27 protein-coding genes are annotated in these 24907 nt (G+C 61.0%); 20 read left to right on the top strand and 7 right to left on the bottom strand.

Going from position 1 to position 24907, the window contains the following annotated elements; translation table 11 throughout:
* The 9 genes from AC07SU_RS22025 to AC07SU_RS21985 form a co-directional block, all read left to right on the top strand.
* Positions 1–281: hypothetical protein (locus AC07SU_RS22025; RefSeq protein WP_494998225.1), on the top strand; the 281-nt coding region annotated here is incomplete at its 5' end.
* Positions 207–1302 (top strand): peptide chain release factor 2 gene (gene prfB, locus AC07SU_RS22020; protein ID WP_095943132.1). Its coding sequence is split into 2 segments (ribosomal slippage): positions 207–278 and positions 280–1302, totalling 1095 coding nucleotides; the frame shifts between segments, so codons are not numbered across the junction. The genes AC07SU_RS22025 and prfB, both read left to right, overlap by 75 nt.
* A 79-nt stretch (positions 1303–1381) precedes the next feature.
* The gene (lysS, locus tag AC07SU_RS22015; protein WP_008431110.1) at positions 1382–2884 is read left to right on the top strand and encodes a lysine--tRNA ligase; all 1503 of its coding nucleotides are present in this window, start codon (positions 1382–1384) and stop codon (positions 2882–2884) included.
* A 106-nt stretch (positions 2885–2990) separates the two neighbouring features.
* Positions 2991–3707 (top strand): TetR/AcrR family transcriptional regulator, encoded by a 717-nt coding sequence (locus tag AC07SU_RS22010; RefSeq protein ID WP_176999365.1) that lies wholly within the window; start codon positions 2991–2993, stop codon positions 3705–3707.
* Positions 3708–3835: 128 nt separating this feature from the next.
* On the top strand, positions 3836–4384 hold the full coding sequence (locus AC07SU_RS22005) for a hypothetical protein (protein ID WP_494998222.1): 549 nt from the start codon (positions 3836–3838) through the stop codon (positions 4382–4384).
* Positions 4385–4405: 21 nt separating this feature from the next.
* Positions 4406–5683: a flavohemoglobin expression-modulating QEGLA motif protein gene (locus AC07SU_RS22000; protein WP_494998221.1), complete on the top strand. Its 1278-nt coding sequence runs from the start codon at positions 4406–4408 to the stop codon at positions 5681–5683.
* 311 nt (positions 5684–5994) lie between these two features.
* Positions 5995–6900, top strand: coding sequence for an alpha/beta hydrolase (locus AC07SU_RS21995; protein WP_494998220.1), 906 nt, complete (start codon positions 5995–5997; stop codon positions 6898–6900).
* Positions 6897–7223: a PA3694 family proteiin gene (locus AC07SU_RS21990; RefSeq protein ID WP_176999369.1), complete on the top strand. Its 327-nt coding sequence runs from the start codon at positions 6897–6899 to the stop codon at positions 7221–7223. The genes AC07SU_RS21995 and AC07SU_RS21990 overlap by 4 nt, the downstream gene beginning before the upstream one ends.
* 123 nt (positions 7224–7346) lie before the next feature.
* Positions 7347–7493 (top strand): hypothetical protein, encoded by a 147-nt coding sequence (locus tag AC07SU_RS21985; protein ID WP_494998219.1) that lies wholly within the window; start codon positions 7347–7349, stop codon positions 7491–7493.
* A 49-nt stretch (positions 7494–7542) separates the two neighbouring features.
* On the opposite strand, the gene lptF is transcribed toward AC07SU_RS21985, so the two are convergent.
* The 3 genes from lptF to AC07SU_RS21970 all read right to left on the bottom strand — a co-directional run bounded on the left by lptF (position 7543) and on the right by AC07SU_RS21970 (position 9437).
* Positions 7543–8328, bottom strand: coding sequence for a lipotoxin F family OmpA-related lipoprotein LptF (gene lptF, locus AC07SU_RS21980; protein ID WP_176999371.1), 786 nt, complete (start codon positions 8326–8328; stop codon positions 7543–7545).
* A gap of 55 nt (positions 8329–8383) precedes the next feature.
* Entirely contained in the window at positions 8384–8809 is a 426-nt protein-coding gene (locus tag AC07SU_RS21975; RefSeq protein WP_494998218.1) for a DUF4398 domain-containing protein, read from the bottom strand.
* Between the two features lie 283 nt (positions 8810–9092).
* Entirely contained in the window at positions 9093–9437 is a 345-nt protein-coding gene (locus AC07SU_RS21970) for a pilin assembly protein (protein WP_176999373.1), read from the bottom strand.
* A gap of 185 nt (positions 9438–9622) precedes the next feature.
* Here AC07SU_RS21970 and ppc point away from each other — a divergent pair, with 185 nt between their 5' ends.
* From ppc to AC07SU_RS21940, 6 genes are all read left to right on the top strand, one after another.
* Positions 9623–12250 carry a phosphoenolpyruvate carboxylase gene (gene ppc / locus AC07SU_RS21965; protein ID WP_494998217.1) on the top strand — a complete coding sequence of 876 codons (2628 nt, stop codon included), beginning with the start codon at positions 9623–9625 and terminating at the stop codon, positions 12248–12250.
* 280 nt (positions 12251–12530) lie between these two features.
* Entirely contained in the window at positions 12531–13178 is a 648-nt protein-coding gene (adk, locus tag AC07SU_RS21960; RefSeq protein ID WP_010212617.1) for an adenylate kinase, read from the top strand.
* A 90-nt stretch (positions 13179–13268) separates the two neighbouring features.
* On the top strand, positions 13269–13955 hold the full coding sequence (gene tsaB / locus AC07SU_RS21955) for a tRNA (adenosine(37)-N6)-threonylcarbamoyltransferase complex dimerization subunit type 1 TsaB (protein ID WP_176999375.1): 687 nt from the start codon (positions 13269–13271) through the stop codon (positions 13953–13955).
* A gap of 160 nt (positions 13956–14115) precedes the next feature.
* Positions 14116–14406, top strand: coding sequence for a hypothetical protein (locus AC07SU_RS21950; RefSeq protein WP_494998216.1), 291 nt, complete (start codon positions 14116–14118; stop codon positions 14404–14406).
* Positions 14406–15266 carry a DUF72 domain-containing protein gene (locus tag AC07SU_RS21945; protein WP_494998215.1) on the top strand — a complete coding sequence of 287 codons (861 nt, stop codon included), beginning with the start codon at positions 14406–14408 and terminating at the stop codon, positions 15264–15266. Before AC07SU_RS21950 ends, AC07SU_RS21945 begins: the two co-directional genes overlap by 1 nt.
* Positions 15267–15292: 26 nt before the next feature.
* Positions 15293–16120, top strand: a complete 828-nt coding sequence (locus AC07SU_RS21940) for an isocitrate lyase/PEP mutase family protein (protein WP_494998214.1) — start codon at positions 15293–15295, stop codon at positions 16118–16120.
* Between the two features lies 1 nt (position 16121).
* Here the strand turns inward: AC07SU_RS21940 and AC07SU_RS21935 are convergent, their stop codons facing one another.
* Positions 16122–16742, bottom strand: a complete 621-nt coding sequence (locus tag AC07SU_RS21935) for an energy transducer TonB (RefSeq protein ID WP_494998213.1) — start codon at positions 16740–16742, stop codon at positions 16122–16124.
* Positions 16743–16838: 96 nt separating this feature from the next.
* On the opposite strand from AC07SU_RS21935, the gene AC07SU_RS21930 reads away from it, so the two are divergent.
* Complete coding sequence (locus AC07SU_RS21930) at positions 16839–17621, top strand: class I SAM-dependent methyltransferase (protein ID WP_176999380.1); 783 nt, start codon at positions 16839–16841, stop codon at positions 17619–17621.
* Between the two features lie 114 nt (positions 17622–17735).
* Here AC07SU_RS21930 and AC07SU_RS21925 read toward each other — a convergent pair whose 3' ends face one another.
* The gene (locus AC07SU_RS21925) at positions 17736–18371 is read right to left on the bottom strand and encodes a TetR/AcrR family transcriptional regulator (protein ID WP_494998212.1); all 636 of its coding nucleotides are present in this window, start codon (positions 18369–18371) and stop codon (positions 17736–17738) included.
* A gap of 93 nt (positions 18372–18464) precedes the next feature.
* Here AC07SU_RS21925 and AC07SU_RS21920 point away from each other — a divergent pair, with 93 nt between their 5' ends.
* From AC07SU_RS21920 to AC07SU_RS21905, 4 genes are all read left to right on the top strand, one after another.
* On the top strand, positions 18465–19565 hold the full coding sequence (locus AC07SU_RS21920) for an efflux RND transporter periplasmic adaptor subunit (protein WP_494998211.1): 1101 nt from the start codon (positions 18465–18467) through the stop codon (positions 19563–19565).
* 6 nt (positions 19566–19571) lie between these two features.
* Positions 19572–22637 carry an efflux RND transporter permease subunit gene (locus tag AC07SU_RS21915; RefSeq protein WP_494998210.1) on the top strand — a complete coding sequence of 1022 codons (3066 nt, stop codon included), beginning with the start codon at positions 19572–19574 and terminating at the stop codon, positions 22635–22637.
* Positions 22638–22639: 2 nt separating this feature from the next.
* The gene (locus tag AC07SU_RS21910) at positions 22640–23233 is read left to right on the top strand and encodes a LysE family translocator (protein WP_494998209.1); all 594 of its coding nucleotides are present in this window, start codon (positions 22640–22642) and stop codon (positions 23231–23233) included.
* Between the two features lie 159 nt (positions 23234–23392).
* The gene (locus AC07SU_RS21905; protein WP_494998208.1) at positions 23393–23659 is read left to right on the top strand and encodes a hypothetical protein; all 267 of its coding nucleotides are present in this window, start codon (positions 23393–23395) and stop codon (positions 23657–23659) included.
* A gap of 70 nt (positions 23660–23729) precedes the next feature.
* On the opposite strand, the gene AC07SU_RS21900 is transcribed toward AC07SU_RS21905, so the two are convergent.
* Together AC07SU_RS21900 and AC07SU_RS21895 are read right to left on the bottom strand one after the other, a co-directional pair.
* On the bottom strand, positions 23730–24419 hold the full coding sequence (locus tag AC07SU_RS21900) for a DUF4197 domain-containing protein (protein WP_176999385.1): 690 nt from the start codon (positions 24417–24419) through the stop codon (positions 23730–23732).
* Positions 24420–24454: 35 nt separating this feature from the next.
* Positions 24455–24856, bottom strand: coding sequence for a YbaY family lipoprotein (locus tag AC07SU_RS21895; RefSeq protein WP_494998207.1), 402 nt, complete (start codon positions 24854–24856; stop codon positions 24455–24457).
* Positions 24857–24907 lie beyond the last annotated feature (51 nt).

Raw genomic sequence — 24907 nt, 5'->3', positions numbered from 1 at the left:
CGAGTGTTGGGGCAAGAGCCCTTTGCTTACTTTGGGGCTTTTCCAAAGTGAGTCGCCGTAAGGGCGAAACCATACTCCGCCATCACCCAAATAACGGATATGCCCACCACCAACCCCAACCCTTTTCGCCCAGCGGACTGCCGCTCCCCCCCATTTCCCGTTATACTCGCCGGCTTTCAAAAGTTCGCCAACGAGTGCTGCCCGCCATGGAAATCAACCCGATCCTTAACACCATCAAGGACCTGTCCGAGCGCTCCGAAACTATTCGGGGGTATCTTTGACTACGATCAAAAGCATGAGCGTCTGACCGAAGTCAATCGCGAGCTTGAAGATCCTGCTGTCTGGAACAAACCCGAATACGCCCAAGAGCTGGGCCGCGAGCGCGCTGCGCTGGCGCAGATCGTCGACACCCTCGACGAACTGAACACCGGTCTGGCCGATTGCCGTGACCTGCTGGACATGGCCGTCGAAGAAAACGACGAAGGCGCAGTGGGCGATGTCGTCGCCGAGCTGGCCCGTCTCGAGGAAAACCTCGCCAAGCTTGAATTCCGCCGCATGTTCAGCCATGAAATGGACCCGAACAACGCCTACCTGGACATCCAGGCCGGCTCCGGTGGCACCGAGGCCCAGGACTGGGCCAACATCCTGCTGCGCATGTACCTGCGCTGGGCGGACAAACGCGGTTTCGACGCGACCATCATGGAACTGTCGGCCGGTGAAGTCGCCGGTATCAAGGGCGCGACCGTGCACATCAAGGGCGAATACGCCTTTGGCTGGCTGCGGACCGAGATCGGCGTACACCGTCTGGTGCGCAAGAGCCCGTTCGACTCCGGCAACCGTCGCCACACGTCGTTCTCCGCCGTGTTCGTCTCGCCAGAGATCGACGACAAGGTGGAAATCGAGATCAACCCGGCTGACCTGCGGATCGACACCTACCGTTCCTCCGGTGCCGGTGGCCAGCACGTAAACACCACCGACTCGGCCGTACGTATCACCCACGTACCGACCAACACCGTGGTCAGCTGCCAGAACGAACGTTCCCAGCACGCCAACAAGGACACCGCCATGAAAATGCTGCGGGCCAAGTTGTACGAGCAGGAAATGCAGAAACGCAATGCCGCGTCGCAAGCGCTGGAAGACACCAAGTCGGACATCGGCTGGGGTCACCAGATCCGCTCCTATGTGCTCGATGCGTCGCGGATCAAAGATCTGCGCACTAACATCGAACGCAGCGACTGCGACAAGGTGCTCGACGGCGACATCGACGAATACCTGGAAGCCAGCCTGAAATCAGGCCTGTAACACCCCCTGTAGGAGCCGGCTTGCCGGCGATCCCCGGCCGCAGGCCGGGGGCAACGAACCTGATGGAAAATCTAAAGACATGAGCGACCAACAACTCGACCCGCAAGCCCTGCAACAGGAAGAAAACTCCCTGATCGCCCTGCGCAAGGAAAAGCTTGCTGCCGAGCGCGCCAAGGGCAATGCCTTCCCCAACGACTTCCGCCGCGAAAACTACTGCGATGCCTTGCAGAAACAGTACGCGGACAAGACCAAGGAAGAGCTGGCAGAGGCTGCGATCCCGGTCAAGGTGGCAGGTCGCATCATGCTCAACCGTGGCTCGTTCATGGTGATCCAGGACATGACCGGTCGCATCCAGGTCTACGTCAACCGCAAGACCTTGTCCGAAGAAACCCTGGCCTCGGTGAAAACCTGGGACATGGGCGACATCATCGCGGCCGAAGGCACCCTGGCCCGTTCCGGCAAGGGCGACCTGTACGTTGAAATGACCAGCGTGCGCCTGCTGACCAAGTCCCTGCGCCCACTGCCGGACAAGCACCATGGCCTGACCGACACCGAGCAGCGCTACCGCCAGCGCTACGTTGACCTGATCGTCAACGAAGAAGTGCGCCAGACCTTCCGCGTACGTTCGCAAGTGATTGCCCACATCCGCAGCTTCCTGATGAAGCGTGACTTCCTGGAAGTGGAAACCCCGATGCTGCAAACCATCCCCGGTGGTGCCGCAGCCAAGCCGTTCGAGACCCACCACAACGCGCTGGACATGGAAATGTTCCTGCGTATCGCGCCAGAGCTGTATCTGAAGCGTCTGGTGGTTGGCGGCTTCGAAAAAGTGTTCGAGATCAACCGCAACTTCCGTAACGAAGGCGTTTCGACCCGTCACAACCCAGAATTCACCATGTTGGAGTTCTACCAGGCCTACGCCGACTACGAAGACAACATGGACCTGACCGAAGAACTGTTCCGCGAACTGGCACAGCTGGTCCTGGGCAGCACCGACGTGCCGTACGGCGACAAGGTGTTCCACTTCGGCGAGCCGTTCGTGCGCCTGTCGGTGTTCGACTCGATCCTCAAGTACAACCCTGAGCTGACCGCTGACGACCTGAACGACATCGACAAGGCTCGCGCCATTGCCAAGAAAGCCGGCGCCAAGGTGCTGGGCTTCGAAGGCCTGGGCAAGCTGCAAGTGATGATTTTCGAAGAGCTGGTGGAGCACAAGCTGGAACAGCCGCACTTCATTACCCAGTACCCGTTCGAAGTGTCGCCGCTGGCCCGTCGCAACGACGACAACCCGAACGTCACCGACCGTTTCGAGCTGTTCATCGGCGGCCGTGAAATCGCCAACGCCTACTCCGAGTTGAACGACGCGGAAGACCAGGCCGAGCGCTTCATGGCCCAGGTGGCCGACAAGGACGCCGGTGACGACGAAGCCATGCACTACGACGCCGACTTCGTGCGTGCCCTCGAATACGGCATGCCGCCAACGGCCGGTGAGGGGATCGGCATCGACCGACTGGTGATGTTGTTGACCAACTCGCCGTCGATCCGCGACGTGATCTTGTTCCCGCACATGCGGCCACAAGCGTAACCGTAGCGAAATCCGAAGCCGCCTTTTATAAGGCGGCTTTTTTATGTGGCGTTTATAAGCGTCAAGCGAACAGCGCCAGGTTTTGATCTATTCAAGGATGTGTGTCGTGAACCGCGTAATGGCTCAAGAAGGCGCCGCCGGCATTGCGGCTGCCGTGGCTGAAAGTGTCCAGTACCAGGGCCGCAAGGCCAGTCGCCGGGGCAGCGAGCAACGCAGGCAAGACATTCTCGACGCGGCCATGCGCATTGTGGTCCGTGAAGGTGTGCGTGCGGTGCGCCACCGGGCGGTGGCGGCGGAGGCGGGGGTGCCGCTGTCGGCCACCACCTATTACTTCAAAGACATCGATGATCTGCTCACTGATACCTTCGCCCAGTACGTCGAACGCAGTGCCGCCTTCATGGGCAAGCTGTGGGTGCGCAACGAAGGGCTACTGCGCGAGATGGTCGCCTACGGTGATGGCAGCCCGCAGTCACGCTCGCAACTGGCCGATGACATTGCGCGCCTGACCGCCGACTACGTGATGCGCCAACTGACCAACCGCCGCGAACACCTGATGGCCGAGCTGGCTTTTCGCCAGGAAGCCCTGCTGAACCCGCGTCTGGCGGAGTTGGTGCGCTCCCACCAGCAAATCCTGCTGCAGGGCACCGGGCAGTTTTTCCAGGTATTGGGCTCCCGAGAGCCGCAGCAGGATGCCAAAGTGTTGACGGCGATAATCAGTCGGATGGAATATCAGGGCCTGCTGGGCGGCGCAGAGCCTCTGACCGGTGAAGAGATGCTTGAGATCCTCAAGCGTTACATGCATTTGGTGTTGGCCTCGGTCTAGCCAAACCCGCGTGCGATCCGCTTTATGTGGGAGCTGGCTTGCCTGCGATAGCATCACCTCGGTTTACCTGAAGCATCGAGGTGCCTGTATCGCAGGCAAGCCAGCTCCCACACTTGATGGGGAATGTAATGAAAACCTGGCGCGTCGCGGTAATTGCCTTATCGTTCCTGCTACTGAGCGGTTGCCTGGTGACCTTCAAGGACCCGCTGCCGGCCCACGAAGCCGCGCCGCCCGGGCTGATCGGCCAGTGGGCCAGTAAAAACGCCTGGGGCGAATCGCTCAACCTGCAGATCACCCGCGCCGGGGACCACCGTTACAAAGCCGTGAGCTACCCTACAGGCAAACCCGGCCAGCGCGATGAGTACCTGTTTACCGTGTCGCGCCACGGCAGCCGCTGGTATTTGTCGGCACCGTTGCCGGCAAAACTCGGTGGGCATTACATCCTGGCCGGCTTTGAGTTCGACGAAAAACACGAATTGGTGGTCTACAACCTGGATCTGGAGCAGATCCACCAGGCCATCGGCCAAAAGGCCTTGCACGGCTCTACCGTGGACACCGTCGAAGGCGCCGGTGTCGTGGTCGACAGCCCCATGGACCAGGTGTTTGCCTACCTGGATGACCCGGCCAATGCCGATGTGTTCGTTGAAGCCGTGCGCTACCAGCGCACGGGCAAATAACGTTTAAAGAGGAAGTACCGGGTGGACGATTACCAGCAGACGATACGCACCTTGTCTGATCGCATTGTGCTGGCGCAAACACCGATTCGCGTCCTCGACGCCGTGAAGTGGGACGAGAACATTCGCCAGGGATTCCTCAAGGCCAAGGGCAAGGCACTGCCCGCCGTGGACCGCGATTACTACCTGAACCGGCCGCTGTCGTTCGATTCCAGTGCAGTGAAGCTGGAGTTCCAGAACATCGAGCGCGATATCACCCGCCGCCTCGGCCAGTTCAGCCCCGTGGGGCAGATCATGCGCCGCATGTGCCGCGAATACCGCATGGTGGTGCGCATGCTGGAAGCGCGTGGCACCGAGGATTTCGGCCTGATTTCCCAAGAGCTCTATGGTGCCGCGTCCGATGCGTTCCACGCCGGTGACCCGACCCTGGCCGACCTGGGCCTGATGCTCTCTGACTACCTCAACAACATCGACGGCCGCGGCGACTTGAAGGATGAGGCCAAGACCCTCACCGCCAAGGACGCGGTCAGCTTGCTGCAAACCCGCCTGAACAAGGTGTTTGGCGAGGCTGAAGAGACCATTCGCGTGTTCGAGTCTGACGGTATCGTCGCCGACGCGGCGGCGGGCGCCGACTACATCAAGATCCGCGCCGATGCGATGTTCAACGAGCGCGATGTGCGTGCGCTGGAAGTGCATGAAGGTCTGGTGCATGTCGGTACCACCCTCAATGGCCAGAACCAGCCGATCTGCACCTTCCTGTCCAAGGGCCCGCCGTCGTCCACCGTGACCCAGGAAGGCCTGGCGATCCTGATGGAGATCATCACGTTCGCCTCCTACCCGAGTCGCCTGCGCAAACTCACCAACCGCACCCGCGCCATCCATATGGTGGAGGAGGGCGCCGACTTCCTGCAGGTGTTCGAATTCTTCCGCGAGCAAGGCTTTGAAATGGCTGAAAGCTACGGCAACGCCAGTCGCGTGTTCCGTGGCTCGATACCGACCGGTCTGCCGTTTACCAAGGATTTGTCCTACCTCAAGGGCTTTATCATGGTCTACAACTACATCCAGCTGGCTGTGCGCAAAGGCAAGCTGGAACAAGTGCCGCTGCTGTTCTGCGGCAAGACCACTTTGGAAGACATGCGTACCCTGCGCCAATTGGTGGATGAAGGCCTGGTGGTGCCGCCCAAGTACCTGCCGGAACAATTCCGCGACATGAATGCGTTGGCGGCCTGGATGTGTTTCTCCAACTTCCTCAACCACCTGAGCCTGGACCGGATTGAGGCGGATTACTCCAATATCCTCTAACGGCACCCCATGACCCTGTAGGAGTCGGCTTGCCGGCGATAGCGGTGCATCAGCCACCACTGTTTTAGCTGAAAAAACGCCATCGCCGGCAAGCCGGCTCCTACAGGGTTAATGGTTGTGGCCGACGAAACCGAACCAAAAATGTGGGGTTTGGTGGTGATGGCTGACGAAACCGGGTCAAAAATGTGGGAGCTGGCTTGCCTGCGAAAGCGGTCTTTCAGCTAATACAATGCCGGCTGGTACCGCGCCATCGCCGGCAAGCCGGCTCCTACAGGTGATCTCCTGTGCTCTTAATTACGAGGCTTCAACGGATGAGAATCCTCGGCATTCTATGCCTGCTACTCACTTTGAACGGCTGCAGCTCCCTGCTGTTCTACCCCGAACCCGGCCTGCCGTTCACGCCGGAAAAAGCCCACCTGGCCTACCGTGACGTCACCGTGGTCACCGCCGATGGCGTGAAGCTGCATGCCTGGTGGCTACCGGCCAAACCCGGCGTTCCGCTCAAGGGCACCGTGCTGCACCTGCACGGCAACGGCGGCAACCTGGCCTGGCACCTGGGGGGCAGTTGGTGGTTGCCGGAGCAGGGTTATCAGGTGTTGCTGCTGGACTATCGCGGGTATGGCCTGTCTGGAGGCAAACCCTCATTGCCGGCGATCTACCAGGACATCGATGCGGCCTTCAACTGGCTCGACAAGGCGCCTGAAACCCAGGGCCAGCCATTGGTCATCCTCGGCCAGAGCCTGGGCGGCGCACTGGCGGTGCATTATTTGGCGGCCCATCCCGAACGCCAGGCGCAGCTCAAAGCTTTGGTTCTGGACGGAGTGCCAGCCAGTTATCGTGACGTAGGACAATTCGCCCTCAGCACCTCGTGGTTAACATGGCCCTTCCAGGTGCCCTTGTCCTGGCTGGTGCCGGACGCCGACAGCGCGATCAATGCCATGCCGCAACTGACCGGTGTGCCGAAGTTGCTATTCCACAGCCTGGACGACCCGATCGTGCCACTGTCCAACGGCATTCGCCTGTACCAGGCTGCGCCGCCGCCCAGGGTCCTGCAATTGACCCGTGGGGGGCATGTGCAGACCTTTGCCGACAAGACCTGGCAAACCGTGATGCTGCGTTACCTGGATGACCCGCAGCATTTCAACGGCCTGCGCCGCCTGGGCGAGATTCCGAACTACCCCATTCCCAAAGTTGATTCATCAGAGAGCCCGCAATGAGCGAAGAACGCAACATGATCCCGCTGATCCTCACCGGCATCGGCACCATCATCGGTACTGTCGGCTGCCTGTGGTACTACGGTTACCTGCACTTCGCCAAGCCGGAAGATGCGTTGCTGCTCAGCGACTTCACCATGCTCAAGACCATCCCCGGCGAGGACTACAAGATCTCCCTGACCCCGGCCGCACAGGTGGCACAGTGCGTCGACGGTGTGCTGGTGATGTTCGACACCGAGCAAAAAGGCTTGAGCGGCGTGCTGGTGAACAACAAGAAACAGGCCGTGCGTTGCATGGGCCAGGAAACACCGCAATTGGAGCAATAAAGCCGCATCCTCGAAATATTTGGAACCGTATTCCCTCAGACGCCACAGATTCCCTCGTAACTTAGGCAGAACGGGGCAGGGACGGTGGCGATAACCATTGGTGCGATACGCAACATGCTGGACATGGCCAGAGGGCAAGAGGCGCTGGAGCGCCAGGACGCGCAAGCGAATGCACTCAGCCAGCTACTGGAGAGGCTGTCGGATAATGCTTATGGCGTGAAGGCCATCAAGCTGCCAGACGATAACGACAGTCCAATCACCTTTGGCTAGCCAAAAAAAACCCACCATACGGTGGGTTTTTTCATGCCGCTTGAATCACTCAGTTAGCAACCGAAGACCGTGGCTTGACCGGCTGGTTGTCGTTGGAAATGGTCACTTCCACACGACGGTTCATGGCACGGCCCGACACGCTGCCGTTGTCGGCAACCGGGTATTCCTTGCCATAACCCTGGGTCACGATGCGCGAGATATCCACGCCCTGTTGCGCCAGTGCACGTTGCACAGAGGCTGCACGGCGCTCCGACAGGCTCTGGTTGTACGAGTCGGAACCGGTGCTGTCGGTGTAGCCTTCGACGATCACTTTACGGTCCGGGTTGTCGCGCAGGAACTGCGCCAGCTTGGTGATGTTCACCAGGCCGCTGGACTTGAGGTCAGACTTGTTGGTGGCAAACAGCACGTCACCAAAGGTCACCAGCGTACCGCGATCGGTTTGCTTGGCATTCAAGCTGTCTTGCAGTTGCTTGATCTGCGCGTCGCGAGCTTGCAGCAGCGCGCGGGCACGTTCGTCGCCAGCGTTTTTCAGCTTGGCTTCGGATTCGCGCAGCACGATGGTGTCCTTGGCCACTTCAACGCGCTGGTTGGTCAGGTAGGCCAGTTGGTCGACCTTCTTCTGGTCTTCCTTGTCGCGGTAGGCTTTGTCAGCCTTGTCCAGCCATTCGCTGGCGTCCTTGGTTTCCAGCGCCGCGAGCTTGGTGGCCTGCGGGTTGGTCTGCAGGGACGAGAAGTTGGTCCGTGCGTTTTCCAGGTTCGCGTTCGGCGGGGTGGAGCAGGCCGCCAGGGCAACGCTCATCGCCAGCAGGGCAGGGATCATCAATTGTTTACGCATAGTCGTGTCGTCCTTTCAATTCGATATCGGGTGCAATGCAATCAGGGGCGGCGGCTTATTGCTGTGGGATAACAGCCGGGCGCATGCCTTCCTGACGCAGCTCCTGAACAGCTTTCTGGGAGTCCTTCACAGCCTGTTCAGCCTTGGCGGCCTGGGACTTGCGTTCGGCTACGCGAGCATCCCACTCGGCTTGTTCGGCCAGGCGGCGGGCTTCGTCATAGTTCTTGTCGTGCATGGCGATTTCGGCTTGCTTGAGCTTGTCCTGGGCCGACTTCATTTCCACGGCGGCGTGCTCGGTACCGCCGGCGCTGACAGCGCTGTTGACCGCCGATTGAGTCACCGCGTATTGCTCGGTCGGCGGGTTACCGGCGCAGCCCGCCAGAACGAAGCTGGTGCCGATTGCCAGCGCGGCCAATTTGAGCCCGCGCAGGTGGTTAAACGAGGATTTGGCAGTGCTGGTCTTCATCGTCTTCAACTCCATTGGATAACTCCTGAAAAACATCAACATCCATCTCAGGTGGTCAGCGGCTAAGGGCCCGGCAGTGATGCGCATGGCGCCTTTCAAACGGCTGTTCCAAGTGATGGCTTACTCGGTGTGACCGGAGGCTTTTTTGAATAGTTCAGAGAAGATGGCGATTTGCCTAAAAAAATATCTGACTGTTTGGTCAGCGTATAAAAGTTGGAACTTTCAGAGAGCGCGGCGGTACACCGAGCCTCTGCGAGGCCCGGAATACGCGGGTTGGGTGGGATTCAGCGGATGTTTATCAATGCTTCTTCTCGTCGGCACTGGCTGACAAATCATGCAGATAGCGCCGCGACAATGTCAGGAAGCGCGGGGTAGGGCCGACGTCTTCGTACAGCGGGTCGCCCTCTTCATCGGTGGCAATCACCTGTTGCCCCTTGATGTAGGGAAAGCTCGCTTCAAGCTCTTCCAGGGCGGCGCCGATCAGCTCGCCGAGCAACTCTTCGGTGCGGCGCTTGGGGTACATTTCGGCAATCGCCGCCAGCCGCGCGGCGGATTCCACGTCCAAATGGATCGCGTATTCAGTCTTGGTCAGGCGACCCTTGGCGTTCTCTTCCCACTGTTGGGCCAATTCTCGAATTTTCATGGCAACCTCAGTAAAGCCCGCGGTAGCAGGCGGTGATGAGTGACCCGCCGCCCGCGTGGATAAACACAGGCGACTTAATGTTGAGACTAGCTGCAACCCACAAGGTTTAAAGTCTTGTCATAAATGGATGCTGGCGGCACTCTGGAAACCCTGCGCGTCCCGGATTTCTGGCTGGAGATTGGCTGATGAGTGATATCGATGCACGCTTGCGTGAGGATGTTCACCTGCTGGGTGAGCTGTTGGGCAACACCATTCGAGAGCAGTACGGCGATGAGTTTCTCGACAAGATCGAGCAGATTCGCAAAGGTGCCAAGGCCGACCGGCATGGCGCCGGTGATGAACTAAGCGCCAGCCTCAACCAGTTGCAGGAAGACGAACTGTTGCCCGTGGCCCGGGCGTTCAACCAGTTCCTCAACCTGGCCAATATCGCCGAGCAGTACCAACTGATCCATCGACGCGATGAGTCGCAACCGGCACCGTTTGAATCCCGTGTATTGCCCGAGTTGCTGGCGCGCTTGCAAAGCGAAGGCCACAGCAACGAATCCCTGGCCCGCCAGTTGGCGCGGCTGGACATTGAGCTGGTGCTCACCGCCCACCCCACCGAAGTTGCCCGCCGTACCCTGATCCAGAAGTACGACGCGATCGCTGCGCAACTGGCGCTGCAAGACCATCGCGACCTCACCACGGCCGAGCGCACGCAGATCCGCGAACGCTTGCAGCGGCTGATCGCCGAAGCCTGGCACACCGAAGAAATCCGCCGCATTCGGCCCACCCCGGTGGACGAAGCCAAGTGGGGATTCGCGGTGATCGAGCATTCGCTGTGGCACGCCATCCCCAACTACCTGCGCAAGGCTGACCAGGCGCTGCACGCCGCGACCGGCCTGCGTTTGCCTCTGGAGGCGGCGCCGATTCGCTTTGCCTCGTGGATGGGTGGCGACCGTGATGGCAACCCGAATGTCACCGCGCCCGTCACCCGTGAAGTGCTGTTGCTGGCGCGCTGGATGGCTGCCGATTTGTACTTGCGTGATGTCGATCACCTGGCCTCGGAGTTGTCCATGCGCCAGGCCAGTCCGGCCCTGCAGGCCAAGGTCGGCGACAGCGTCGAGCCTTACCGCGCGCTGCTCAAGCAGTTGCGCGAACGTCTGCGCGCCACGCGCCAATGGGCGCACACGGCGTTGACCTCCAACACCGTGGCGCCGGCTGACGTGCTGCAAAACAACCGCGATCTATTGGACCCGCTGGAGCTGGTCTACCAATCGCTGCACGAGTGCGGCATGGGCGTAATTGCCGACGGCCCGTTGCTCGATTGCCTGCGCCGTGCGGTGACCTTTGGCCTGTTCCTGGTGCGCCTGGATGTGCGCCAGGATTCCAGCCGCCATTGTGCGGCGATGACCGAAATCACCGATTACCTGGGCCTGGGCCGCTATGAAGATTGGGATGAAGAAGCGCGCATCAGCTTCCTCACCCAAGAACTGGCAAACCGCCGGCCATTGCTGCCGGGTTACTTCAAGCCGTCGGCAGACACGGCTGAAGTCTTGAATACCTGTAAGGAAATTGCCGCCGCACCGGCCGCTTCGTTGGGGTCGTACGTCATCTCCATGGCAGGAGCGGCGTCGGACGTATTGGCAGTGCAACTGTTGCTTAAAGAGTCGGGTGTGCAACGGCCTATGCGCGTGGTGCCGCTGTTCGAAACCCTGGCCGACCTGGACAACGCCGGGCCGGTGATGGAGCGCTTGCTGCAATTGCCGGGTTACCGCGCGCGCTTGCAAGGCCCGCAGGAAGTGATGATCGGCTATTCCGACTCGGCCAAGGACGCGGGCACCACCGCAGCGGCCTGGGCACAGTACCGCGCGCAGGAACGCCTGGTGGATATCTGCCGCGAGCAGCAGGTGGAACTGCTGTTGTTCCACGGCCGCGGCGGCACCGTTGGCCGCGGCGGCGGCCCGGCCCACGCAGCGATCCTGTCGCAGCCACCGGGCTCGGTAGCGGGGCGTTTCCGCACCACCGAGCAGGGCGAGATGATCCGCTTCAAGTTCGGCCTGCCGGACATTGCCGAGCAGAACCTCAACCTTTATCTCGCCGCCGTATTGGAAGCCACGTTGCTGCCACCGCCCCCTCCGGAGCCGGCCTGGCGCCATTTGATGGATGAATTGGCGGCAGACGGTGTCAGCGCCTATCGCGCCGTGGTGCGGGAAAATCCGCAGTTCGTCGAGTACTTCCGTCAATCCACCCCTGAGCAGGAACTGGGGCGCTTGCCGCTGGGCAGCCGTCCCGCAAAACGACGTGCCGGTGGGATTGAAAGCCTGCGTGCGATCCCGTGGATCTTCGGCTGGACTCAAACTCGCCTGATGCTGCCGGCCTGGCTCGGCTGGGAAGCGGCGCTGAGCAAGGCGCTGGAACGCGGCGAAGGTGATCTGCTGGAGCAGATGCGCGAGCAGTGGCCGTTCTTCCGCACCCGCATCGATATGCTGGAAATGGTGCTGGCCAAAGCGGACGCCGACATCGCTCAGCTCTATGACGAACGTTTGGTGCAGCCAGACTTGCTGCCGTTGGGTGTGCACTTACGCGACCTATTGTCGCAGGCGTGCAGCGTGGTGCTTGGCCTGACTGGCCAGTCGCAACTGCTGGCCCATAGCCCAGACACCCTGGAGTTCATCCGCCTGCGCAACACCTACCTCGACCCCTTGCACCTGTTGCAGGCCGAGTTGCTGGCGCGGTCACGTCAGCAGGAAGCGGCGCAGGACAGCCCTCTGGAACAGGCGCTGCTGGTGTCTGTGGCCGGTATTGCCGCCGGTTTGCGCAACACCGGTTGAGGTTTCTTGCGTGTTCTCAATAGCTTGCAGATGAACCACACAGGCCGTCCCGAGAGGGGCGGCCTGCGTTTGCAGGGCGGGGTTGCACTCAGGCGCACCCTTCCTATGGCGCATGCCCGACGAGGGTTCCTGCGACTTTTGGCGGCTTGTATGGTGAGGGCCCGCTGTGTATCTTGATCAGCCTTTGGCCGTTTGATTGGCCTAGACCCATATTTCTACGAGATTGGCCCCACGCGGCGAATCCGAGCGTCATCTCTATAAAAAATTGAGGAGCACATCGATGCGCGTCATTCTGCTGGGAGCTCCCGGGGCCGGTAAAGGTACTCAGGCAAAGTTCATCACTGAAAAATTCGGCATTCCACAAATCTCCACTGGCGACATGCTGCGCGCTGCCGTCAAGGCCGGCACCGAGCTGGGCCTGATCGCCAAGAGCGTGATGGACAGCGGTGGCCTGGTTTCCGATGACTTGATCATCAACCTGGTCAAGGAACGCATCAGCCAGGAAGACTGCAAGAACGGTTTCCTGTTCGACGGTTTCCCGCGCACCATTCCCCAGGCTGAAGCCCTGGTGAAAGCTGGCGTCGAGCTGGACGCTGTGGTTGAAATCGCCGTTGAAGACGAAGAAATCGTCCAGCGCATTGCCGGTCGCCGTGTTCACGAAGCCTCGGGCCGTGTGTACCACACCGTCTACAATCCGCCAAAGGTTGAAGGCAAGGATGACGTCACCGGCGAAGACCTGGTGCAGCGTAAAGACGACACTGAAGAAACCGTACGTCATCGCCTGTCGGTCTACCATTCGCAGACCAAGCCGCTGGTGGATTTCTACCAGAAGCTGTCTGCCGCCCAAGGCAAGCCGAAGTACAGCCACATCCCTGGCGTTGGCTCGGTAGAAGCCATCACCGCCAAGGTGCTGCAAGCGTTGAGCTGATCCTTCGGTCGGCTTCACAGACAACGGCCCGCTTGCGGGCCGTTGTTGTTTATACTGGCGCACTTTTTTTCGACCTGGACACCCGCACCGATGAGCACCCTGTTGGCCCTGGATACCGCGACTGAAGCTTGCTCCGTTGCCCTGCTGCACGATGGCAAGGTCACGAGCCACTACGAGGTGATCCCGCGCCTGCACGCGCAGAAGCTGTTGCCGATGATCAAACAACTGCTGGAAGACGCCGGCACCACCTTGTCGGCAGTCGATGCCATCGCCTTTGGCCGTGGCCCGGGCGCGTTTACCGGTGTGCGCATTGCCATCGGTGTGGTGCAGGGGCTGGCGTTTGCGCTGGAGCGTCCGGTGTTGCCGGTGTCCAACCTAGCGGTGCTGGCGCAGCGCGCTTTGCGTGAACACGGCGCCAAGCAAGTGGCAGCGGCAATCGATGCACGCATGGACGAAGTCTATTGGGGTTGCTACCGCGAAACGGCAGGTGAGATGCGCCTGGTAGGCGAGGAGGCCGTGCAGGCACCGGAGGCGTCGGCACTGCCGCAGGATGCCAGCGGTGACTGGTTCGGTGCTGGCACCGGTTGGGGGTATGGCCAGCGCATCGGTGTTAAAACGGTTGGCCAGGACGCCACGATGCTGCCCCACGCTGAAGACTTGCTGGCCCTGGCACGCTTTGCGTTCGAACGCGGCGAGGCCATCCCGGCCGACCAGGCGGCACCGGTTTACCTGCGCGATAAGGTGGCGCAGACCAAGGCCGAACGCGGGATTATTTGACGCCAAAAATGCTGGCATTTTGGTGTGAATTTCACCAATCGTCAGAATTTGCCCGTGTGTTTAAACCTTTTTCAAATTATGTGTTCTAGTTATCACCAGAGCATTTGCGCACTACGGACAGTGCTGCCAAAATGCCATTACTGATAGCGAGTTCGCGCCCATGCGTATTGATGGCTTTTCCTCACAGTCGTACCCGATCAAGCGCAAGCCGCGTAAGGCCAGCGCTACGGTGGACGATTCCGTCGAGGATTCGCCGGACTTCATCGAAGTCCAGTCCGATGCGCAAGCCAATGGCCAAGCGCGTATCAGCGGTCTTCCCGCCCGTCAGCAAGACATGGTCTTCCCCCGCTCCATGAGCAAAAACGTCGCCACCGCCCTGGCCAGTTACCTGACCACCGCCGGTTTTGTCGAATGGGATATGGAAGTGCTGGGTCTCGACATCCACATCTGATGCGCCTGCCTTACTACATCGGCTGCCCGTCCTGGAGTGAAAACGCCTGGCGCGAGTACCTGTACCCCGCCGATGCCCGCTCCAGCGATTACCTTGGCCTGTATTCCCAGGTCTTCAACGCCGTTGAAGGCAACACCACGTTTTACGCTCGCCCCTCGGCCGCCACGGTGCAGCGCTGGGCCGAAATCATGCCCGATGATTTTCGGTTCACGGCCAAATTCCCGGGTGATATCAGCCATGGTGGCGACTTGCGCGAACAGTTGCCGGCTGCCGAGAGTTTTGTCGGCTTGATGAGCCCGTTGGGTGAGCGTGTTTCGCCACTGTGGCTGCAACTGTCTGCGAGTTTCTCGCCGCAGCGCCTGGGCGAGCTGGCCGGGTTTATCGACGGCCTCGAGCGCCCCTTGGCGGTAGAAGTGCGCCACCCGGAGTTCTTCGCCAAGGGGGATGCCGAGCGCATGCTCAACCGCTTGCTGCGTGATCGGGGTGTGGAGCGCATCTGCCTTGACCCGCGTGCGTTGTTCAGTTGCACCTCGACCTCGGCGGCGGTGCTGCACGCCCAATCGAAAAAGCCCAAGGTACCGCCCCGTCCGGCAGCGCTCACTCAATTCCCACAGGTGCGTTTCATTGGCCACCCGGAGCTGGAAGCCAACGATCCGTTCCTGATCCCCTGGGTTGAAAAGATCGCCACCTGGATCGAAGAGGGGCGCACGCCCTACGTCTTTTTGCACACCTCGGATAACCGCCTCGCAGCGCAACTGGCGCTGCGCTTTCACGACAGGCTGATGGCGCGCCTGCCCGGTTTGCCAGCGTTGCCGACCTTGCATCGGGAACCCGCTGCGGAGCAACTGGGGTTACTCTAAGGCTCCTTTTTCGCCTGGAGTCAGCCATGGATGCCCAAACCCTTCGCGCCGAAACCTTCAAGGCCCTGCATGAGCGTGATCGTGCCTTCGTGATGCCCAACCCGTGGGATGCGGGTTCCGCGATCATGCTGGCGAGCGTTGGCTTCGAAGCCCTGGCCACCACGAGTGCGGGCTTTGCCTTCAGCCTCGGCCGGCCGGATGCAGAAGGCGCGCTGTCCCTCGAAGACACCCTGGGCAACGCCGGCACCATCGCCCGCGCGACTTCGCTGCCGGTGGCGGCGGACCTGGAAAACGGCTTCAGCGATACCCCCGAAGGTTGTGCCCAGACCATTCTGCGGGCGGCGGCCACGGGTATTGTCGGTGGCTCTATCGAAGATGCCACCGGCATTGCTGCTGACCCGATCTATCCTTTCGATCTCGCCGTCGAGCGCGTAGAAGCAGCCGTCGCCGCCGCCCGCAGCTTGCCATTCCCATTCACGCTGACGGCGCGTGCGGAAAACCTCCTGCATGGTCGCCTGGATTTGCCCGACACCATTCGCCGCCTGCAAGCCTACGCCGAAGCCGGTGCCGACGTGCTGTACGCGCCGGCGTTGCGCAATGCCGAAGAAGTGCTGGCGGTGGTCAAGGCAGTCGCCCCCAAACCGGTGAACGTGTTGATGTCCGGTGGGCTGAACCTCAGCGTGGCGCAATTGAGCGAGATGGGGGTGCGGCGTATCAGCGTCGGTTCGGCCCTGGCCTTGGCAGCCTATGGCGAGTTCTACCGTGCAGCGCAGGAGGTGTTTGAGTTGGGCACGTTCACGTTTACCGAACGCAAGATGCCCTTTAGCCAGGCCAACGCCTTTTTCAAGGGGTGAGTCAGGCTGCCAGGCGCAGGTTCTGAGTGACCAGCGGGCGGGCCCAGTAGTAGTCGAAGTCCAAGGCCTTCTGTTGTGCCACCAGCTCTTCGGTGGGATACGGCGTCGCAGCCGGTGGCAGGAGGTCCAGTTCGAACTCGGCAATCGGCAAGTGCAGTGGGCGCGGGTCGGGGGCCGGGCCTGGTTCTGGCAGGGGCTGGCCTGCGTTCAATACGAGCGGGCGGACCCATTCGCTGTCGAAATTCTGTTGGCGTTGTTGCGCGACGATTTCGTCTGCCGGGAATGGCGTCGCGGCCGGTGGCAGCAAATCGGTTTCGAATTCGGCGATCGGCAGGAACAGCGGCTCAGGCGGAGCGATTTCGGTGTCGGTCACGTCGCACTCACGCTGGGTGAGGATCTGCGACAGCAGGTCGGCGCCTTCGCGCGGTTCTACCGTTGGGTCTGCCGGTGCAGGCGCCTTGGCGGCGAGCGCGTCCGGCGTTTCGCCAAGCTGCTCGGCCAGCGCACGGGCGAAGAAGTCCTGCCACACATGGCTCACCCCGGCCAGCGCTTGGGTATTGCGCAGGCCGTAGTGGTTGTGGGTCGGCAGTACACCGATGGTTAGGGGAAGAATGTCTGACATTTTTCTCGGTCGACGCTCAGCTCTGGCAAAATACCTGACTGTTATTTTTATCGGCCGTTGTTTGCCGATCCTTAATATTTTTGAGCGTAGCGATTGATGAGCGAACAACCAGCGGCCAGCCGCATTCAGGTCGAAGCCTTGGCCGAAGGTTTCCAGGCCCTTGCCGAGCAGTGGGCGGCGCGACTTGGCTTGCCGTTAGCGCTGGCAGACGCGGACTTTTCCCTGCAGGTCGGCGAACAAGGCCTGCAGTTGCAACAGCTCGGGCCTGACGCGCCGGGGCCGGTGCGGGTGGACTTTGTTGAAGGTGGCGCGGCCCATCGGCGGTTGTACGGCGGTGGCAGCGGGCAGATGATTGCCAAGGCGGTCGGCATTGCCCAGGGCGTGCGCCCCCGGGTGCTGGATGCCACGGCGGGGTTGGGCAAGGACGCGTTCGTGCTGGCCAGCCTGGGCTGCGACATGAGCCTGATCGAGCGCCAGCCGCTGATTGGCGCCTTGCTGGAGGACGGCCTGGCGCGCGGTGCCGACGATTTTGAAGTGGCCCCCATTGTGGCGCGCATGAAGCTGCTCAAGGGCAATTCCATTGAGGTGATGCGCAACTGGGAAGGTGAGCCGCCCCAGGTGATCTACCTCGACCCGATGTTTCCTCATCGTGAGAAAACCGCCCTGGTGAAGAAGGAAATGCGCCTGTTCCGGCCCTTGGTGGGCGATGATCCGGATGCCCCCGCCTTGCTGGCTGCGGCGTTGGCATTGGCCAGCCACCGGGTGGTGGTCAAGCGCCCGCGCAAGGCGCCGTGCATCGAAGGGCCCAAGCCGAGCCATGCGCTGGATGGGAAATCCAGCCGGTATGACATTTATCCGAAGAAGGCGCTCAAGGCCTGACTCTTCATTGGCCTTTAGGGCCCTATCGCAGGCAAGCCAGCTCCCACATTGGAATGCATTCCCCTGTGGGAGCCGGGCTTGCCCGCGATGGCGTCCGCCCAAGCAATGAAATATTCAGGGGCGATACGCCCGCATAAACAACCCCACCACATCCTGCACATGCGCTTCGGCGGCTTCCTCACTCAGGTGCCCGCCACAGCCATACAGCAGACAGAAATTTGCCGTGCCCTTGAGCAGGCAGAAGAAGTGCTCGGCTGCCGTAAATGGCTTGTCGATGCTCAGGGCGCCGCTCTGGTCGATCCGGCTGAGCAGGCGCTCCATGCCTTGCAGCATGCGCATCGGGCCTGCCTCGAAGAAGATCTGCGAGAGTTTCACGTCCTGGTTGCCGGTGGTCATCATCAGGCGATGCAGGTTCACCGACTCTTCGCTGTTGATCAGCCGATGGAACCCCCGCGCAATATTCAGCAGCACCGTTTCCACGGGCATGCCTTCGGGCAATTCGAAATACATCACCGGTAACTGTTCCTCGCACGTCGCCACGACGGCCGCGGTGAACAAGGTCTCTTTGTCGGTGAAGTGGCTGTAGACGGTCAGCTTCGACACGCCGGCTTCCAGCGCCACGGCATCCATGCTGGTGCTGGCGTAGCCATTGCTCAAAAACAGGATTTTCGCGGCTTCGAGGATAGCCTGGCGTTTTGCCATGTCCTTGGGACGCCCGGGGCTATTGGTGTTGGTGGGATTGTCGGACATTTTCACCTTTAATACTGGACTGGTGAGTTTGGTATTAATAACATACCCGCCAGTATAATTATTCCTAGCTCCATTTGCGAAAGGTCCTTCAGCATGCGCAGTACTTTCCTGCCCCTTGCGTTGCCTGCCAGCCTGGTCTTCCTCTTGGCCGCTTGCGGCCATGAAGAAGCGGCCCAGACCACCGTCCGCCCGGCCATGGTGGTGCAACCACAGCCGTCGGCGCAGGCGATGGACAGCTACCCGGGCGAGGTGCGCGCGCGTTACGAGCCGGACCTGGCTTTTCGCATCGGTGGCAAGGTCAGCAAGCGCCTGGTGGAAGAGGGTGAACGGGTCAAGGCCAACCAACCGCTGGCTGAACTTGACCCTCAGGACGTACGCCTGCAACTGGAAGCCACCCGCGCCCAAGTGGCCGCCGCCGAGGCCAACCTGAGCCTGGTGCGCGCCGAGCGCGACCGCTACAAGACCCTGATGGACCGTCAGATGGTCAGCCGCTCCCAGTACGACAATTCCGAAAACCTCTACCGATCCGGTGAAGCACGCCTCAAGCAGATCAAGGCCGAGTTCGACGTGTCCAGCAACCAGGCCGGCTATGCCGTGTTGCGGGCGCCCCAGGACGGTGTGGTCGCCAAGCGCGCGGTCGAAGTGGGCCAAGTGGTGTCCGCTGGCCAGACCGTATTCACCCTGGCCACCGATGGCGAACGCGAGGTGTCTATCAGCCTGCCCGAGCAAGGCTTCGGCCGTTTCAAGATCGGCCAGCCGGTGTCGGTGGAGCTGTGGAGCCAGCCGGACCAGCGTTTTGCCGGGCGCATCCGCGAGCTGTCGCCGGCCGCAGATCCCAAATCCCGCACCTTTGCCGCCCGTGTGGCCTTCACCGGTGGCAAAGTCCCCGCCGAGCTGGGCCAGAGTGCCCGCGTATTCATACAAGCCGACGGCGTGATTCCGTTGTCGGTGCCGTTGTCGGCCCTCAGCGCGGAGAACGGCGCGTCCTACGTGTGGCGCGTGCAACCGGACAACACGCTCAAACGCACCCCGGTGCGCATCGGTGCGTTTGGCGAGAAAACCGTGCCGGTGCTCGAAGGCTTGAGCCCCACCGATTGGGTGATCGCAGCCGGTGTGCATGTACTCCATGAGGGGCAGCAAGTGCGCCCGGTGGATCGCTCCAACCGAGTTGTGAATCTGGCGGCCAAGGAGTAGTCCCCGATGGGTTTCAATCTTTCCGAATGGGCGTTGCGTAATCGCCAGATCGTACTGTTCCTGATGATCCTGTTGGCCGTCGTCGGCACCTTGTCCTACACCAAACTGGGGCAAAGCGAAGATCCTCCCTTCACCTTCAAGGCCATGGTCATCAAGACCAATTGGCCGGGGGCGACGGCCCAGGAAGTCTCGCGCCAGGTCACCGAGCGAATTGAAAAGAAGCTGATGGAAACCGGCGAGTACGAGCGCATCGTGTCCTTCTCGCGCCCGGGGGAATCACAGGTCACCTTCATGGCTCGCGACTCCATGCACTCGGCGCAGATTCCCGAGCTGTGGTACCAGGTGCGCAAGAAGATCAGCGACATCCGCCAGACCTTGCCGCCGGATATCCAGGGGCCGTTTTTCAACGACGAGTTCGGCACCACCTTCGGCAATATCTACGCCCTGACCGGTGACGGCTTCGACTACGCCGTGCTCAAGGACTACGCCGATCGCATCCAGATTCAACTGCAACGCGTGCCGGATGTGGGCAAGGTTGAGTTGCTGGGTCTACAAGACGAGAAGATCTGGATCGAACTGTCCAACCTCAAGCTGGCTACCCTGGGCCTGCCGTTGGCCGCAGTGCAGCAGGCCTTGCAGGAACAGAACGCGGTCTCCACCGCGGGCTTCTTTGAAACCCCGACCGAGCGTGTGCAACTGCGGGTGTCGGGTAACTTCAAAAGTGTGGAGGAAATCCGTAATTTCCCGATTCGCGTAGGCGACCGTACCTTTCGCATCGGCGATGTCGCCGACATCCACCGTGGTTTCAACGACCCGCCCGCGCCGCGCATGCGCTACATGGGCGCCGATGCGATCGGCCTGGCCGTGGCCATGCGTGACGGCGGCGACATCCTGGTACTGGGCAAGGCGCTGGAAGGCGAGTTCGCACGCCTGCAGAAGAACCTTCCGGCCGGCATGGAGCTGCGCAAGGTGTCAGACCAGCCGGCGGCGGTGAAAACCAGCGTCGGTGAATTCGTCCAGGTGTTGGCCGAAGCCTTGGCGATTGTGTTGCTGGTGAGCTTCTTCTCCCTCGGCGTGCGCACCGGCATGGTGGTGGCCCTGGCGATTCCGTTGGTGTTGGCGATGACCTTCGCCACCATGTATTACCTCGGCATCGGCTTGCACAAGATTTCCCTCGGCGCGTTGGTGCTGGCGTTGGGCTTGTTGGTGGATGACGCGATCATCGCCGTGGAAATGATGGCGATCAAAATGGAGCAGGGGTTCGACCGGCTCAAGGCCGCCAGCTTTGCCTGGACCAGCACCGCGTTCCCGATGCTCACCGGCACCCTGATTACGGCGGCGGGCTTTCTGCCGATTGCCACCGCGCAATCGAGTACCGGCGAATACACCCGCTCGATTTTCCAGGTGGTGACCATCGCGCTGCTGGCCTCGTGGGTCGCGGCGGTGGTGTTTGTGCCGTACCTGGGGGAAAAACTCCTGCCAGACCTGGCGAAGATTCACGCGGCCAAGCATGGCACCGACGGCCCTGATCCCTACGGCACGCCGTTCTACCAGCGTGTAAGGCGCTTGGTGGAGTGGTGCGTGCGTCGGCGCAAAACCGTGATCGTCCTGACCCTGCTGCTGTTTATCGGCTCGGTGGCGCTGTTTCGTTTTGTGCCGCAACAGTTCTTCCCGGCTTCCGGTCGCCTGGAGTTGATGGTCGACTTGAAACTGGCCGAAGGCGCCTCCCTGAGCAACACCGCCGATCAGGTCAAGCGCCTGGAGGCACTGCTTAAGGAACACGCGGGCATCGATAACTACGTGGCCTATGTCGGCACGGGCTCACCACGTTTCTACCTGCCTCTGGATCAGCAATTGCCTGCCGCCAGCTTCGCCCAGTTTGTCGTGCTGGCCAAAACCATCGAGGAGCGTGAAAGCCTGCGTACCTGGCTGATCGAGACCCTCAACGAACAATTCCCCGACCTGCGTTCGCGTGTCACCCGTTTGGAAAACGGCCCGCCTGTAGGCTACCCAGTGCAATTTCGCGTGACCGGTGAACACATCGAAGAAGTGCGTGCGCTGGCGCGCAAGGTGGCAGCCAAGGTTCGCGAAAACACCCACGTGGTCAACGTGCACCTGGACTGGGAGGAGCCGAGCAAGATCGTCTACCTGAATATCGATCAGGACCGCGCCCGTGCCCTCGGCGTGAGTACCGCCAACCTGTCGAAATTCCTGCAGAGTTCGTTGACCGGCTCCAGCGTCAGCCAATACCGGGAGGACAACGAGTTGATCGAGATCCTCCTGCGCGGCACCGTGCATGAGCGCACCGAGTTGTCGCTGCTGCCAAGCCTGGCGGTGCCGACCGACAACGGCAAAAGTGTTGCGCTGTCGCAGATCGCCACCCTCGAATACGGTTTTGAGGAAGGCATCATCTGGCACCGCAACCGCCTGCCAACGGTCACCATCCGCGCCGATATATATGGCAAGGAACAGCCGGCCACCCTGGTCCAGCAAATCCTGCCGACCCTGGAAGGTGTGCGCGCCGAATTGCCGGACGGCTACCTGCTGGAAGTAGGCGGCACGGTTGAAGACTCCGCCCGTGGGCAGAACTCCGTCAAAGCCGGTGTGCCGCTGTTTATCGTGGTGGTGCTGACGTTGCTGATGCTGCAACTGCGCAGTTTCTCACGTACCGCGATGGTGTTTCTGACCGCGCCATTGGGCTTGATCGGGGTGACCCTGTTCCTGCTGGTCTTCCGCCAGCCCTTTGGCTTCGTGGCCATGCTGGGCACCATCGCCCTGTCGGGGATGATCATGCGTAACTCGGTGATCCTCGTGGACCAGATCGAACAGGACATCAAGGCCGGCCTGGCCCCGTGGCAGGCGATCATCGAGGCCACTGTCCGACGTTTCCGGCCGATCGTTCTCACCGCCCTCGCGGCGGTGCTGGCGATGATCCCGCTGTCACGCAGTGTGTTCTTCGGCCCGATGGCCGTGGCGATCATGGGCGGCTTGATCGTGGCGACGGCGTTGACCCTATTGTTCTTGCCAGCCCTGTATGCTGCGTGGTTCCGAGTGAGGAAGGACGTCGCGTAATCATGCTGGCCACCGTTTCAGCCCTGCTGTTGTTGCTGCTTGCCCCCGGCCCGACCAATACCCTGTTGTTTCGCGCCGGGGTGTTGTTCGGGTATCGGGCGTCGTGGCGGCTGGTGCTTGTCGAATGCCTGGCGTACCTGCTCCAGGTCTCCGTGTGGGGCGTGGCGCTGCTGTACCTGGCAACCTACTCGCCGTGGGCGTTGAAGCTCACCCAGTTGGTCGCGGCCTGTTACTTGCTGTATGTCTCGTTCAAGTTATGGCAGCGAAAAAGTGGCGACAGCGATCCTGGAAGGGATCGTTTCAGCGGGCTGTACTTTTTCTGGCTGACAGTGATGAACCCCAAAGGCCTGCTGATTGTTTCGTTTATCGCACCGATAAACGCATTTGCCACGCTGCAAGGGTATGCGGGCTTCATGCTGACGCTCGCGTTGGTGGTGATACCGGTAGGGACGGCTTGGATCCTGTTGGGCAGTCGGTTCGAAGGTATTCAGAAGGCGTGGCTGACGCCGTTGAAGATCAACCGCGCGACGTCCGTGGCGATTTGCTGCTTTGCCACACTCATGATGGGCCGGCTGGCCGACTCGGTTTTTCACTGAAGCCGCTTTGTGCGGTTTTACATGCAGATGCAAACGGGCGTCAGGGCGTTCGGAACGTTTGCCCGTGGCACTCCACTCAGACTCGCCTGATGGACAGGCACAGGCCTGGACCTCGCCAGTGGCGAGCCGGCCTATTTCATTGAGTGTATGGAGTATCACATGACGATTTTCAAGGTGATTGCAGAAATCAAAGGCGCGTTTCTCGGGGCCTTGCTTGGGAACAACCTGCCACACAAGGGCTTTGAGCCTGCTAACCCACAGAGGCCTTGGTATGGGGGGCCTGGACATCATCACCGCCCACATCCAACCCAGCCAGGCTACGGTCACGGCCATCACTGCAAGCCTGGTCACGGCAAGCCCTACCCCGATGCCGGGCAGGCCTATCCCCACCGACCTTCGTACCCGCTGTTTTCGATTAATCGCTAAACGGATCGTCTGAAACAACTGCGCCCAGATCCGTGGTCAGCGATCTGGGCGCAGTGAAAGGGTAGGGCGCTTATAGCGCGCCAAACACCTTTTTCGCCAGGCTGGTGGCTGCCGCCGCCGGGTTCTTGCGAATGGTTTCTTCCTGTTGGGCAATCATCTTGAACAGGCCGTCCAGCGCTTGTTCGGTTACATAGTTCTCGACGTTGGCGCTCTTGGCATCCACTGCGCCAAAGGCCGCAGCCTTGCCGGCCAGGGCGTTGTATTGCTGGGCCACGCCGACCTTGTCGGTCGCTGCCTTGACGATGGGCAGGAACTTGGCGCGGATCTCTTCGCGGCTGCTCTTGTTCAGGTATTGGGTTGCCGAGTCCTGGCCTCCGGTGAGGATGCCCTTGGCGTCGGTCACGCTCATGTTTTTCACCGCATTGACCAGGATCGGCTGAGCCTGGGTCACGGCAGATTCAGCCGCCTTGTTCATGCTGGTTTCCAGTTGCGTGACCTGGTCACCCATGCCGAACATCTTCAGCTTGTCGGCCACTTTGCCCAACTTGCCTGGCAGGCCGATCTTCACTTCAGGGTTGTTGCTGAAACCACCGGGCACACCCAGTTGTTTCACGGCGATCTGCGCGCCTTGAGTCAGTGCGTCCTTGAGGCCGCCAGAGGCGTCGCCCTGGGACAGGCTGCCAAGGTCCAGGGCCATGGCGTTGGCACCGAGCAGCAGGCCGGCACACAGGGCAGTGAGGCGAAGGGAGTTACGGAGCATGGGCGCTTCCTTTTGATCGGGTGTACTGGAAAGTGTCAGTGCGCGACGGCGTCAACCCGCAGGCGCAGCGGTTGTGGGTCCTGGCCGTTGAGCTGCACAGCGTGCCGCTCGGTGGTGATAAACAGTAGCTTGCCATCCAGCTCGATGCGAGCGCTCACCGAGTAACTGTGGCCTGGCTTGACCTGGGCAGGGTCGTAGCTCAAGTGAAACGGCAGCGGCACCTGGCCTTTGACCGGGCCTTTCTGTTCGGCGAGGGTCACGGCCGGCGCGTCCATCAACGACACGTCTTGCAGGCTCACGCTCAGGGTGGCCGCGGGTGGCAGGGCGATGCGTTGCAGGTAGAACACTTCGCCGTCGAGGCTGGCTTTCGGCGCAGGGTTCATCGATTGGCAGGCTCCGAGCAGGGCCGTGAGGCCGAGGAGAATGATCTTTTTCATGCTACAGCTCCTTGTCAACGGCGTCGGAAACCGCCCGACGCCTTATTCAAT

The sequence above is a fragment of the Pseudomonas sp. GW821-FHT05H12 genome (assembly GCF_059419385.1).
This window is presented reverse-complemented; position numbering and strand designations above follow the sequence as displayed.